The 13,191-nt window shown below is 74.3% G+C and carries 8 protein-coding genes, 2 tRNA genes and 1 pseudogene; 2 read left to right on the forward strand and 9 right to left on the reverse strand.

The genetic code is table 11. From position 1 onward, the window contains the following. Positions 1–20: 20 nt before the first annotated feature. The 4 genes from ABD954_RS16585 to ABD954_RS16600 all read right to left on the reverse strand — a co-directional run bounded on the left by ABD954_RS16585 (position 21) and on the right by ABD954_RS16600 (position 2,544). A complete protein-coding gene (locus tag ABD954_RS16585; RefSeq protein ID WP_345486807.1) occupies positions 21–1,178 on the reverse strand; it encodes a BRO-N domain-containing protein in 1,158 nt (385 codons plus the stop codon). A gap of 56 nt (positions 1,179–1,234) precedes the next feature. After that, complete coding sequence (locus tag ABD954_RS16590; protein WP_345486808.1) at positions 1,235–1,864, reverse strand: histone deacetylase; 630 nt, start codon at positions 1,862–1,864, stop codon at positions 1,235–1,237. 138 nt (positions 1,865–2,002) lie between these two features. Continuing rightward, positions 2,003–2,075 (reverse strand) — tRNA-Arg (locus tag ABD954_RS16595). A 375-nt stretch (positions 2,076–2,450) separates the two neighbouring features. Further along, positions 2,451–2,544 (reverse strand) — tRNA-Ser (locus tag ABD954_RS16600). A 205-nt stretch (positions 2,545–2,749) separates the two neighbouring features. Between ABD954_RS16600 and ABD954_RS16605 the strand changes: the two genes are divergently transcribed. Together ABD954_RS16605 and ABD954_RS16610 are read left to right on the forward strand one after the other, a co-directional pair. Next, positions 2,750–3,178, forward strand: a complete 429-nt coding sequence (locus tag ABD954_RS16605) for an SSI family serine proteinase inhibitor (RefSeq protein ID WP_345486809.1) — start codon at positions 2,750–2,752, stop codon at positions 3,176–3,178. A gap of 165 nt (positions 3,179–3,343) precedes the next feature. Beyond that, positions 3,344–7,363 (forward strand): PAS domain-containing protein, encoded by a 4,020-nt coding sequence (locus ABD954_RS16610; protein WP_345486810.1) that lies wholly within the window; start codon positions 3,344–3,346, stop codon positions 7,361–7,363. 210 nt (positions 7,364–7,573) lie between these two features. Here ABD954_RS16610 and ABD954_RS16615 read toward each other — a convergent pair whose 3' ends face one another. From ABD954_RS16615 to ABD954_RS16635, 5 genes and pseudogenes are all read right to left on the reverse strand, one after another. Continuing rightward, positions 7,574–9,226, reverse strand: coding sequence for a long-chain fatty acid--CoA ligase (locus ABD954_RS16615; RefSeq protein ID WP_345486811.1), 1,653 nt, complete (start codon positions 9,224–9,226; stop codon positions 7,574–7,576). 152 nt (positions 9,227–9,378) lie between these two features. Then, positions 9,379–9,948, reverse strand: coding sequence for a SigE family RNA polymerase sigma factor (locus tag ABD954_RS16620; protein ID WP_345486812.1), 570 nt, complete (start codon positions 9,946–9,948; stop codon positions 9,379–9,381). Between the two features lie 374 nt (positions 9,949–10,322). Then, positions 10,323–11,489, reverse strand: coding sequence for a lipid-transfer protein (locus ABD954_RS16625; protein ID WP_345486813.1), 1,167 nt, complete (start codon positions 11,487–11,489; stop codon positions 10,323–10,325). A 134-nt stretch (positions 11,490–11,623) separates the two neighbouring features. Beyond that, positions 11,624–12,001 (reverse strand): annotated as a pseudogene (locus tag ABD954_RS16630) (MaoC family dehydratase); the annotation flags it as partial. Continuing rightward, positions 11,998–13,191: an acyl-CoA dehydrogenase family protein gene (locus ABD954_RS16635; protein WP_345486814.1), complete on the reverse strand. Its 1,194-nt coding sequence runs from the start codon at positions 13,189–13,191 to the stop codon at positions 11,998–12,000. The pseudogene ABD954_RS16630 and the gene ABD954_RS16635, both read right to left, overlap by 4 nt.

A 13,191-nucleotide genomic window follows, 5' to 3' on the forward strand; every position in this document is an offset into this window, starting at 1 on the left:
GACAGCGGGGCGGGGCCGCATCAGGGCAAGACGTACAGCAACCCTCCGTCGGATCCGCTGCCATCGGGACCGGTGCCATCGGGACCGGTGCCGTCAGGACCGGCGCCATCGGGACCGGCGCCGTCAGGACCGGCGCCATCAGGACCGCTCCCGGTGCCCGTGCCTGCGCCCCTTCCCGCTCCGGGGCCTCCGGCCTGCCGCATGCAGCCGCGCTCGACGAGCACGCGCACGCACTCCCGGACCCGTTCGGCCGTGAGGCCGGTGCGGCGGGCCACCTCCTCCAGGCGGTAGCGGACGCCGCCCCGCAGGAGCGCGGGCGCCAGGTAGGCGGCGACGGCGTGGACGTCGTCGTCCACCACCGCGTTCCGGGCGCGCCAGGAGTCGAGGAGCTGCTGCGGGGTGAGAGGGGCGGTGGCGGGCGGGCCCGGTTCGCGCCGTGCGGAGCGCTGGGCCGGGAGGGAGAGGCGTTCGAGGGACGCGGCGATCCGGTGGAGGTCCCGCCCGGCCTGCCGGAGCAGTTCGACGCGTTCGCTCTCGTCGTCGAGCCGTGCGGTGCTCTCCTCCAGCCGTACGAGGGCGTCGAGGAGGGGCGGGGGAAGCACGAACGCGGAGCCGTAGCCGGCGCCGCAACCGAAGCCGTCGCCGTCATCGGCCCCGAAGCCGCCGTCGGCGGTGATCACGGGTGACGGTTCGAGCCCGTAGGACCCGTCGCGCTGCACGTCGGCGACGACCTGGGCGACCCATGCCTTGAACGGCGCCGCCTGCGGCCTGGTGGACGCGGCGGCGAGCTGGACGAGTCCTTCGAGGCACACGAGCCGGGTCGACTTCTTCAGACCCTTGAGGCCGCCGGGACTGCCGGGGCCGCCCGGGCTGCCGGGACTGCCCGGGCTGCCGGGAGTGCCGGGACTCCCCGAGCCGCCGCTACCGCCGGGTCCGCTTCCCGCAGTCCCGGAGTCGACGGGGGCCGTGACGTCGATCGGGAGCTCGGCGAGCGTGGTGTGCAGGGCATCGGCGACGTGCGCGCGGAGCGCCTGCCGCGCGCTGGCGTGGCCGAGCTGACGGGCCGCGTCCACGGCGGGGAACCAGTGCGATCCGTCCGGCAGCGTGAGCCTCCGCAGTCGCGCTCCGGTGGCGGCGTACACGAAGTCGTCGATGTCGACGGCGTCGACGGCGTTCATCGGACATCACCTCCATCAGCACGCTAGGCCGAGGGCATATTCGACTGTCATGGAAATCAGTTCGGTTCACCCGAAGGTGTGGGCGGGAGTCGGCCGGGCCCTTCGGCGAGGAGGCCGAGCACGTCATCGGCGGTGTAGCGGCCCACCGCTCCCGGGCAGCCGGCCAGATAGGCGGCGATGTCCTCGGCGGCCCAGGCACCGGAGGCGCGCAGCCCGTTGGCGATGAGCCGTACGTACGCCTCGGCGGGCTCCCGGAGTTCGACCTCGCCCAGCGTCCAGGGGGCGGTGAAGGTGAGCAGCGGGACCCCGTCGACGTCCCCGGCGCACACCACCGTCTCGTACCACCCGGGCCCCAGCCGGACCCGCCCGTGCGTGACGGCCTCGGTCAGCCGGGAGTCCCGGTGCGGGGCGGTGGCCGGGTCGCGGTACATCTCCTGGGCGGCGATGTCGGCGAACTGCCCGAGGGTGATCAGATGCCCCCGCGCGTACACGGTGCCGGGCTCCTCCGGGTCGTAGAACCCGCGCCCGCCACCCCACACGGGCGACTCGGTCGCGAAGTAGACGACCCCGGAGAGCTCGACGGCCCGGGACGCGAGGGGCGCGGCCGGTTCGCGGCACCTGCGGAGATACTGCCCGAGGCGGGTGGCGTCGGTGTTGGCTCCGTAGGCGGCGTACCAGACGTACATGCCGCCGGACGCTACCGCCTGCGGCGCATGCGAGGGGCGATGCCGGGGGTCCGTGCGCACCGCAGGTTGCCGTACTCCGCTGCTGCACAAGCCAGAAACGCAAGAGGCCCGGACTCTCGTCCGGGCCTCTCATCTGTGTGCACTCGGCAGGATTCGAACCTGCAACCTTCTGATCCGTAGTCAGATGCTCTATCCGTTAAGCTACGAGTGCTTGTTTTTAGTTTTTGTCTCCGCTCCCCGGCCTTTCGGCCCGCTCGCGGCGACAGGAAGAACATTACATGACTGCCGCCGTCATGTGAAATCCATTGGCCAGACCCCTTGTGACCTGCGAAAACGCCCTCCGCGATCAAGGTGGGCGGCAGGGCGACGGAGGGCCTCCGGGCACGGCGGTGCGGCCGGAAACAGGGAAAAGAGACCGGGGTCACACCGCGGGCGGAGGCGGGCACGTGGTCCTCGCCCGCCCGGTGCGGAACGGGCTCCACCCGAGGCTCACGCTCCCGCGCGAAACACAGCGAGACACAGCGAGACACAGCGAGACACAGGGAAACACAGCGAAGCCCCGGTCCTGGGGACCGGGGCTTCGTGATGGCGGAGGCGGAGGGATTTGAACCCTCGATGGGCTTTAAGACCCAAACCGCATTAGCAGTGCGGCGCCATAGACCGGACTAGGCGACGCCTCCATGCACCCCGCGCGTACGCGAGTGGTGCGTGCAGATGATGACACAGACGAGCCGGGTGTCACCAATCGGTTTCACCGTACTCGCCCCCGGGGGCCCAGGGCAAAGCCCTCGCCCGCGCATCCGGCCGGGGACCGGTTGCGCAACGGAGCGCCGACCGGAGCGTTAGGGAGGGAAGAACGACCGTCCGCCGCATCCAGGAGTCCCCATGCTGCGTCCCCTCCTCCTCGCCACCTTCGCGACCGTCGCCACCACCACCGGCGGCCTCGGCCCGCTCCCCCCGCTGCCGCTGCTCTCCGCGCCCGACACGCTCACCGTGAGCATCGAGCGGAGCGGCCACCCGGACGCCGACGGCACCTTCCGGCTGGAGTGCGGCGACGGCACGCCCGGCGGCACCCACCCCGCCGCCGAGAACGCCTGCAAGCGGCTCGACCAGTTCGCCGAGGCCGGCGACAACCCGTTCGCCCCCGTGCCGGAGGACCGGATGTGCACCCAGATGTACGGCGGGCCGGCCACCGCGCACGTCACCGGCAGCTGGCGGGGCCGCAGCATCGACGCCCACTTCTCCCGTGCCAACGGCTGCGAGATCGACCGCTGGGAGAACCTCCGGCCCGTCCTTCCCCGTGTCAAGGCCTGAGCACACAACCCCCACCCCATGTCCAGAGGCGGAGGCCCGCCCTCCCTTAGACTCCCTCCGTGACAGGCCGCGGCCCGAGGGGCAAGATGGGGCCGGCCGTCACCAGGCAAGGGCTGCAGGCACATGCAGCGGTTCAGGGCAGTGGGTTCAGGGAGGAAGCGTCTCGTGAGCAGCAGGCCATCCCGAGGCGCTGCTCGCCTCGCAGCCATACTCGACGCGCTCCCCGACGGCCTCGTGCTCGTCAACTGCAACGGCACCGTCGTCAACGCCAACACCATCGCCCTCGGCATGTTCGAGACGCCCGGCACCGCCCTCGTCGGCCGCGGGCTGCTCGACCTCCTGCCGGACTTCGACTCGCGCCTGATCCCCGGCTCGATGCGCCGCCCCGAGGGGGCCGACGACCGGGGACGCACCCGGCCGACCCGGATGATGGCCCGCCGCACCGACGGCAGCGAGTTCCCGGTCGAGGTCACCAGCGCCAGCCTGGAGGACGGGCGCGAGGCCTACGACTCGTACAACGGCTACACCGGCGACGAGCTGCTCATGCTGGTCGTACGGGACCTCACCGGCACCCTCGACACCGAGGCCGAGCTCGCCCGCTCCCAGCGCCAGACCGAGATGATCCTGCGCGCCGCGTCGGAGGGCGTCGTCGGCACCGACACCGACGGCCGGGTCGTCCTCGTGAACCCCGCCTTCGCGCAGATCCTCGGCTACCGGGCCACCGAGCTCGGCGGCGCCGAACTCCACCCGCTGATCCTCCCCAAGCGCGCCGACGGCGAGCCCTTCCCCTACGAGGAGTCGGCGCTCGCCGACACCCTCAAGTCCGGCCGCAAGCACCGCGTCCGCGGACAGGTGCTGTGGGCGAAGAACGGCGACCGGGTCCCGGTCGACCTCACCACCGCGCCCGTACGCGACGGGGACCAGCTCGTCGGCGCCGTCATGACCTTCACCGACCGCAGGCCCTACGAGCAGCTCGCCGAGAAGCACGCCGCCGAACTCGCCGACCTGGCCGAGCGGCACGCGGCGGAGCTGGAGCAGCGGGTGGCGGAGCTGGCGCGGGAGAAGGAGCGGTACGAGGCGCTCGCCGCCCGGCACGAACAGCTGACCGCCGTCCTCGGCGAGTCGCTGCGCGGCCCCCTGGAGGAGCTGCGCACCGAGCTCTCCACCCTCGCCGCCGACGACGCCGGCCAGCTGTGGCCCGAGGCCAACCAGCTGCTGCACCACCTGGCCGCCGGCTACGCCCGGATGACCACCCTCGTCGACAACGTGCTCGGCTACCAGCGCCTCGACGCGGGCGCCGAGTCCCTCGACAAGGCGGTGACGCTGGTCGACCGGGTCGTGACGGCCGGCATCGACGGCGCCGTGGAGCTGATCGGCCCCGGGCGCGCGCAGTTCGCCGTGCACGCGCCGCCGGTCGAGGCCGAGGTGGACGCGGAGCGCCTCACCACCGCGCTCGCGCACCTCGTCGCGGACGTGGCCGGTGTCGACGCGACCGGCAAGAGCAGCAGGGCGGCGCAGGCCGGTGGCGTGGGCGGGGCCGGTGACACGACGATCGTCGTCGCGGCCGCGCAGCGCGGTGAGGTCGTACGGATCGAGGTCCGCGGCCCGTACACGGGCGGTGACCCCGTCCACCAGCCGATCGTGCGCGGGATCGTCGCCGCGCACGGCGGTGTCGTGCAGACGCACGAGGTGCCGGGCATGACCGGCAGCGCCTACGTGGTGGAGGTGCCGCTCGGCGCGGGACGCGGGACCGTCGCCCCGCCCGAGCAGCCGCAGCGGCCCGAACCGGGCGCGGGAGCGCCCGCCCGTCCCGCGCTTCCGGCGCAGGCCTCGCCCTCCGGCTCCGGCGTGCCCCGCGCTGCCGCCGGTGCCGCCGCGTCGCACGGCACCGGCGACGCCACGGCCGACGGCACCGGCCCGGCCGGTGGCGGTCCGGCCGGTGGCGGTCCGGGGAGTGACGCTCCGGCCACTGGCGCTCCGGGCAGTGGCGCTCCGGGCAGTGGTGTGGAGGCGGTGGGCGGTGGTGGCCGGCGGCGCGCCCGTCGGGGTTCCACGGACGCGTTCCTGCAGAGCCCGCTGACCGCCGGGGACGGCTCCCTGCCCGAGCCGACCGGGCGTCGGCGCGGCCGTACGGACGGAGCACCCTCCGCCGGTACGCCCGGAACGCCGGGGACGCCGGGCGCAACGGCGATGCCGCCGATGCCGGGCTTGCCGGGGGCCCAGGGTGCGGCCCAGGGCGCACCCGGAACGGCGCCGGCTCAGGGGGCGCAGGGCGTGTCCGGGTCTCCGGCCGACCTGATTCCCGCCCAGAACGTGCGGGGGACCGAGTCCTCCGGCACCGGCCGCCGTCGTGGCCGGCCCGCCGAGGGGTCCGTCGTGACCGCCGCCGAGAGCGCGCAGGGCCGCCCGGCGCTCGGCGACACCGTGCCGCCGCAGGGCGTGCCGGTGGAGGCCGCCCCCGCGGCGGCGCTCGCGCTGCCCGCCGTCGCGTCCCCGGAGCAGCCCCAGCAGTCACAGCAGTCACAGCAGCCCACCGGGCGTCGGCGGCGGGCGCTGGCCGCCGCGCAGGAGCGGGCGGCGGCCGCCGAGGCCGGACCGCGGACGCCGTTCGCGCTGCCGCCGGCCGACGCCGACCGCCTCGCCGACCCTGCCGGTTCCCCCGGCCACGAGGCCGTACGGGTGCTGCCGGACGACGAGCACACGCCGCCGCAGCCGCACCCGCTGCCCGGCGCCCGGCCCGCTCCCGGGGCTCCCGGCCCCGTGCCCGCCGGCACCAGCGGGACCGGCACCGGCTCCGTACCGCTTCCGCCGGAAATGCCCGTGTCCGGTCCGGTGCACCGGCAGGTGAACGGGCCGGCCGGCGGCCCGGCGGCCCACTCCGCCGACGACCCGGCGAACGGCCCGACCCACGGCCCCGTGACCGGCTCCGCGCCCGGCCACTCGCACGGCCACGCCACCGGGTCCGCGCCCGGACCTGCCCCTGCCGCCGCGCCCGGATCGGCGCCCGGTTCCGCTCCCGGCTCCACGCCCAAGGACTCGACGCAGGGGCGGGCCTTCAGCGTCCGTACGCTCGGCCAGGGCGTGCCCTTCGTCCAGCCGACGGCCCCGGCGGCCGCGGCGGGCCAGCCCGCGGCGCCCGCTCCCGCCGCTCCCTCCGGGCGGCGGCGCAAGCTCGGCAACCCCGCCGAGGAGAGCCGCCAGCCGCTGCCGGACCCCACGGCCACGACGGCCAAAGCCCACCCGGCGGCGGAACCCACCGCCCCCGCACCGGCGCCGGGCTCCACGCCCCCGCCGGTTCCCGCCGCGCCCAAGCTCGGGCCCACGCCCGCGCCCGAGGGGCGTGCGTACGCCATAGGAGCGCCCGCCGAGGGCTCGGCGGAGGGGCCGGAGCCGCTCGACGGCCCCGGTGGCGCCGTAGAGGTGTCGAACCAGCCGCTGCCGCAGCCCGTCGACGACGAACTGCCGCCGGAGCCCCTGGACAACCCGCGGCGCCTGCTCGTCTGGCCCGCGCCCGACGTGGCCACGCAGCAGGCCCTGAGCGACCGCGGCTACCGCCCGGTGATCGTGCACTCCCGCGAGGAGGTCGACGCACAGATCGCCGCCTTCCCGGCCGCGCTCTTCGTCGACCCGCTGACCGGCCCGATCACCCGTACCGCGCTCCAGTCACTGCGCCAGGCGGCCGTCGCCGCCGAGGTGCCGGTGCTGCTCGCGGCCGGGCTCGGGCAGGCGACCCGGGAGGCGGCGTACGGCGCCGATCCCGCCGTCCTGCTCAAGGCGCTGGCACCGCGCGACAGCGAGCAGCACCCCTCCCGCGTGCTGCTGATCGAGGAGAGCGAGGACATCGCGCAGGCGCTGGCGGCGACCCTGGAGCGGCGCGGCATGCAGGTGGTGCGGGCGGCGACCGACACGGAGGCGGTCACGCTGGCCGCGCAGATGCGGCCGAACCTGGTGGTGATGGACCTGATGCAGGTGCGCCGCCGCCGGGCCGGGATCATCGACTGGCTGCGCGCCAACGGCCAGTTGAACCGCACTCCGCTCGTCGTCTACACCTCCGCGGACCTGGACGAGACCGAACTGCCCAAGCTCTCCTCGGGCGAGACGGTGCTCTTCCTTGCGGAACGGTCGACGAGCGCCGAGGTGCAGGCCCGGATCGTCGACCTGCTCGCGAAGATCGGCACCAACTAGGCGTCGGGCGGGCGACGGACGGCGGAAGTCCGAAGTCGGACCGAGGGTGGCGGCGCGGGGGCCGAGGGACGCGGCACGAGGGACGAGGGACGCGGCACGAGGGACGACGGACGGGTGTACGGGGAGGGCCGGAGCCCACCTCGTACACCCGTCGTCAGTCCGTACGGCGCTACGGGCCGGGCGCCCCGCCCCGTACCGCCCCGCCTCCCGCTACAGCTGCGTCACGTCCAGCGCGCCGTCCGCGTACTGCTTGCGGATCACCTTCTTGTCGAACTTGCCCACGCTCGTCTTCGGCACCGCCGGCACGATCGCCCAGCGCTCCGGAAGCTGCCACTTGGCGATGCCGCCCTCGGTGGCGAGGAAGGCGCGCAGCTCCTCGTAGTCCGCGCTCGTGCCCTCCTTGAGGACGACGGTCGCCAGCGGGCGCTCGCCCCACTTGTCGTCGGGGACGGCCACGACGGCGGCCTCGGCGACGGCCGGGTGGCCCATGAGCGCGTTCTCCAGCTCGACGGAGGAGATCCACTCGCCGCCGGACTTGATGACGTCCTTGGCGCGGTCGGTGAGGGTGAGGTAGCCGTCGGGGCTGATGACGCCGACGTCGCCGGTCTTGAGCCAGCCGTCCGCGCTGAACTTGTCCTCGGGCCGGAAGGGCTCGCCCGCTGCGCCGCCGTAGTAGGCGCCGGCGATCCAGTTGCCGCGGACTTCCAGCTCGCCCGCGGACTCGCCGTCCCAGGGCAGGACCTCGCCGCCGGGGCCGACCAGACGGCCCTCGACGCCGGCCGGGAAGCGGCCCTGGGTGACCCGGTAGGGCCATTCCTCCTCGGCGGTCAGACCGGCCGGCGGGTGGGCCATGGTGCCGAGCGGAGAGGTCTCCGTCATGCCCCAGGCGTGGCAGAGGCGGACGCCGAGCTTGTCGTACGCCTCCATGAGGGAGGGCGGACAGGCGGCGCCGCCGATGGTGACCTGGGCCATGGAGGTCAGGTCGCGGGGGCGGGCGGTGACCTCGGCGAGCAGGCCCTGCCAGATGGTGGGGACGGCGGCGGCGTGGGTCGGCTTCTCGCTCTCGATCATCTCGGCGAGCGGGGCCGGCTGCAGGAACCGGTCCGGCATCAGCATGTTGATGCCGGTCATGAAGGTGGCGTGCGGCAGCCCCCAGGCGAGCACGTGGAACTGCGGAACGACCACCAGGGTCGTGTCCCTGTCGGTGAGGCCCATCGACTCGGTCATGTTGACCTGCATGGAGTGCAGGTAGATGGAGCGGTGGGAGTAGACGACGCCCTTGGGGTCGCCGGTGGTGCCGGAGGTGTAGCACATGGCGGCGGCGGCGCGCTCGTCCAGCTCGGGCCAGTCGTACGTGCTGGGGCGGCCGCTGATCAGCTCCTCGTAGTCGTGCACGCGGGGAGCGGCACCGTCCAGGACGGAACGGTCGCCGGGGCCGCTCACGACGACGTGCTCGACGGTCGGCAGGTGCGGCAGCAGCGGGGCGAGGAGGGGCAGCAGCGAACCGTTGACGATCACCACCCGGTCGGCGGCGTGGTTGACGATCCAGGCCAGCTGCTCGGGGGGAAGACGGAGGTTGAGGGTGTGGAGGACCGCGCCCATGGCGGGGATCGCGAAGTACGCCTCGACGTGCTCGGCGTTGTTCCACATGAGGGTGGCGACCCGCTCGTCGGCGGTGACGCCGAGTTCGTCGCGCAGGGCGTTGGCCAGCTGTCCGGCGCGGGCGCCCGTCTCCGCGAAGGTGCGGCGCTGCGGCTCGGCCTCTCCGGTCCAGGTGGTGATGGTGGACTTCCCGTGGATCCGCATCCCGTGCTCGAGGATGCGGGTGACGGTCAGCGGTACGTCCTGCATGGTGCTCAGCACGGCGTCCTCCCGGTGGGCGCTACGCGGCAGTAGGTGGAGTGGGGTGGGGCGATTCTGCGCACATACCACGCGGTATGTCACTACCCGGGAGTATGGAAATTGCCAGCGATCACTGGCGTAACTGAGGGTAACCCGCCTGGAGCCGGGGGTTCTTACCGTACGGGGGACAGCTCCGGGTCCTCGCGGAGCTTGCCCAGGGCCCGGGAGACGGCGCTTTTCACCGTGCCGACGGAGACGCCGAGCACCTCGGCGGTCTGCGCCTCGCTCAGGTCCTCGTAGTACCTGAGGACGACCATCGCGCGCTGACGGTCGGGAAGCTTCATCACCGCACGCCACATCGCGTCGTGCAGCGCCTGGCGCTCCGCCGGGTCCGGCTCCGGCAGCCCGGCGGGCTCCGGCAGCTCCTCGCACGCGAACTCGTCGACCTTGCGCTTGCGCCACTGCGACGTCCGGGTGTTGAGCAGCGCCCGGCGCACATAACCGTCCAGGGCACGATGGTCCTCGATGCGCTCCCAGGCGACGAAGGTCTTGGCGAGCGCCGTCTGGAGCAGGTCCTCGGCATCCGACGGGTTCGCCGTCAGCGAGCGCGCGGTGCGCAGGAGGACGGGACCGCGGGCGCGTACGTACGAGGTGAAGGAGGGGTACGCGGCGGCGTGCGGCGCCGGGCGGCCGGCGAGGGTCGAGGCGCCGGTGCAGACGGGGCCAGGGGGTGGCGGAGTCATGGCTCCACGCTATGAGCGGCCCCCCGTCCCGGGGATCGGCCCCAGGTCCCGAACCGCACTCCCTCTCAGGTTGTAGGGGTGGGGTCCTCCGCACCTCCTGTAGGTGGAGCCGCGACCGCCCGGCGTCAGGGTCCGCCGGGGGTGCACGGCGCGCTGTCAGGTGCCCCGGGGGGGGGGACGTGAGGACGACGCCGGGGCGGGAGAGGGTGAGGCCGTGAAGCCGACACGGGGACGACGCCGGGGCGGGAGAGGGTGAGGCCGTGAAGCCGACACGGGGACGACGCCGGGGCGGGAGGGGGTGAGGCCGTGAAGCCGACGCGGGGACGACGCCGGGGCGGGAGGGGGTGGAGGGCGGCCGGGTGCGTGGGGCCGCGTCAGGAGTCCGTGCCCAGGATCAACCCGGACGTGGGGACACCGGTGCCGGCCGTGACCAGGGTCCGGGCCGCCCCGGGTATCTGGTTCACCGACGTGCCGCGCAGTTGCCGGACCGCCTCCGCGATCCCGTTCATCCCGTGCAGATACGCCTCTCCCAACTGACCCCCGTGGGTGTTCAGCGGCAGCGCGTCCGCCGCCACGAAGTCGGCCGCCTCACCCGGCGCGCAGAAACCGAACTCCTCCAGCTGCATCAGCACGAACGGCGTGAAGTGGTCGTAGAGGATGCCCACGTCGATGTCCCCGGGCGCGAGCCCCGAGCTCCGCCAGAGCTGGCGGGCCACCACACCCATCTCCGGCAGCCCGGTCAGCCCGTCGCGGTAGAAGCTGGTCATCGCTTCCTGGTTGCGCCCCGCGCCCTGCGCCGCGGCCACGATCACGGCCGGCGGACGGCGCAGATCCCGGGCGCGTTCGACGGAGGTGACGACCACCGCCTGGCCGCCGTCGGTCTCCTGGCAGCAGTCGAGCAACCGCAGCGGCTCGGCTATCCAGCGGGAGGCGGCGTGGTCGGCGAGCGTGATCGGTTTGCCGTGGAAGTAGGCGGCGGGGTTGGTGGCCGCGTGACGGCGGTCGGTGACGGCGACGTGGCCGAAGGCGTCCGGCGGGAGCCCGTAGGTGTGGAGATAGCGCTGGGCGATCATGGCGACCCAGGAGGCCGGGGTGAGCAGCCCGAAGGGCAGCTGCCACCCGAGCGCCGCACCCTCCGCGGACGGCTCCCTGTGGTGGACGCCGGAGCCGAAGCGGCGGCCGGAGCGCTCGTTGAACGCCCGGTAGCAGACGACGACTTCGGCGATCCCGGTGGCGACGGCGAGGGCGGCCTGCTGGACGGTGGCGCAGGCGGCGCCGCCGCCGTAGTGGACGCGGGAGAAGAAGGACAGCTCGCCGATGCCGGCCGCCTGGGCGACGGTGATCTCGGGGTTGGTGTCCATGGTGAAGGTGACGAGGCCGTCGACGTCACCGGGCACCAGTCCGGCGTCGTCGAGCGCCGCCCGCACGGCCTCCACGGCGAGGGTGAGTTCGCTGCGGCCCGAGTCCTTGGAGAACTCGGTCGCGCCGATGCCCACGACGGCGGCCCGGCCGCCCAGCGCATCGCGACCCCGGACGCTCATCGCTCGCCCTCCTCGTGACGGGCTCCCTCTCCTGCGGAGGCGAGTGGGGGAGCGGAGGGGGGTGGGAGTGGGGGTGGGGGTGGGGGTGCGGAGAGGGCCGGGGACGGGGGCGGGGGTGTGGTCGCGGACGGGGGCGGGACCGTGGCCGTGACGGTGCCGGTCACGTGGTGCCCGATGCCGTTCGTACCGACCACCCGCACCCGGACCGTCTCGCCGTCCACCTCCGTGACCGTCCCGGCCAAGGTCATCGTGTCTCCCGGGTAGTTGGGGGCCCCGAGCCGGATGGCGACCTTGCGCAGGACGGCGGCGGGGCCGAGGCGGTCGGTGACGTAGCGGCCGACGAGCCCGTTGGTGGTGAGGATGTTCATGAAGATGTCCGGGGAGCCCTTCGCCCGGGCGAGCTCCGCGTCGTGGTGCACGTCCTGGTAGTCGCGGGAGGCGACCGCCCCGGCGACGATCAGGGTGCGGGTGATCGGGATCGTGAGCGGCGCCAGCTCGTCGCCCGGCTTCATGCGGGTCCTCCTTGCGCGAGCAGATCGCCCAGCTCGGCGAGGAGTTCGGTGCCGCAGCCCAGGTACGCGTCGAGCTGACGGCCCCAGAGGAAGTGGCGGTGGACGGGGTGGTCGAGGTCGGCGCCCATGCCGCCGTGCAGGTGCTGGCCCGTGTGCACCACCCGCTTGCCCGCCTCGGAGGCCCACCAGGCGGCCGTCAGGGCGTGCTCGGCGGCGGGCAGCGCCTGGTCGTACCGCCAGGCCGCCTCGTAGGCGGTGACCCGGATCGCCTCCGTGTCCATATGGGCGTCGGCGGCCCTCAGCTGCACCGCCTGGTTCGAGGAGAGCGGCCGCCCGAACTGCTCCCGCGTCGAGGTGTACGCGACCGCGCGGGCCAGCGAGCCGGCGCAGACCCCCGCCTGGAGCCCGGCGAACGCGATCCGGACGGCGGTGAGCACGTCCTCGTACGCCTCGGGCCCAGGGCCTCCGACGGGCTCCGCCGGCGTCCCGTCGAGGACGAGCCGCCCGGCGGACCAGGCAGCGGTGAGCTCGACCTTCTCGACCGGACCCGGGAGGTCCGCCGTGCGCACCAGCCAGAGGGCACGGTCCCCGTCCGGGACGAGCACATGGGTGGCGTCGCGCAGCCAGGGCACCCACCCGACGGTGCCGGTCAGCCGGCCGCCTCCCGCGCCCGCGCCCGCGCCCGAGCCCGTGTCTGATGCCGTGCCCGTGCCCGAGCCCGAGCCCGCGGCTGATCCCGAGCCTGATCCCGCCCCCGTCCCCGGCGCGGGGCCCTCTCCCGGCCCCGCCCCGGAAACCGCCCTCCGCGCCGCTTCCATTGCCCCCTGGGCCGGGGCCTGGGCCGGGAACGCGCCCGTGATCACCGTCGTGCCGTCCCTGAGCCCCGGCAGCAGCCGGGCGCGCTGCTCCTGCGTACCGTGGCGGGTGAGGGCCAGCAGCCCGTACGCCCCGCTCGCCGTGAACGGGACCTGCGCCGTCGTGCGCCCCTGCTCCTCGGCGAGCAGGACGAGCCCGAGCAGTCCGGTCTCCTCGACGGCCTCCATCAGGCCCGCCGCGCACAGGGCCTTCCACAGCTCGGCGTCCGTACCCGTACCGGCGGCGGCGAGCCGCTCGTGCGTGGCGAGGTCGCCGAAGATCCGGGCGGCGAGGTCCCGGGCGGCCTGCTGCTCCTCCGTGGGCGTGAAGTCCAT

The sequence above is a fragment of the Streptomyces roseoviridis genome, from assembly GCF_039535235.1.
GTDB classification, from domain to species: domain Bacteria; phylum Actinomycetota; class Actinomycetes; order Streptomycetales; family Streptomycetaceae; genus Streptomyces; species Streptomyces roseoviridis.

Coding starts and splice junctions, on each gene's coding strand:
- ABD954_RS16585 (WP_345486807.1), bottom strand. CDS start 1,178: ATGAACGCCGTCGACGCCGTCGACATCGACGACTTCGTGTACGCCGCC.
- ABD954_RS16590 (WP_345486808.1), bottom strand. CDS start 1,864: ATGTACGTCTGGTACGCCGCCTACGGAGCCAACACCGACGCCACCCGC.
- ABD954_RS16605 (WP_345486809.1), top strand. CDS start 2,750: ATGCTGCGTCCCCTCCTCCTCGCCACCTTCGCGACCGTCGCCACCACC.
- ABD954_RS16620 (WP_345486812.1), bottom strand. CDS start 9,948: ATGACTCCGCCACCCCCTGGCCCCGTCTGCACCGGCGCCTCGACCCTC.
- ABD954_RS16625 (WP_345486813.1), bottom strand. CDS start 11,489: ATGAGCGTCCGGGGTCGCGATGCGCTGGGCGGCCGGGCCGCCGTCGTG.
- ABD954_RS16635 (WP_345486814.1), bottom strand. CDS start 13,191: ATGGACTTCACGCCCACGGAGGAGCAGCAGGCCGCCCGGGACCTCGCC.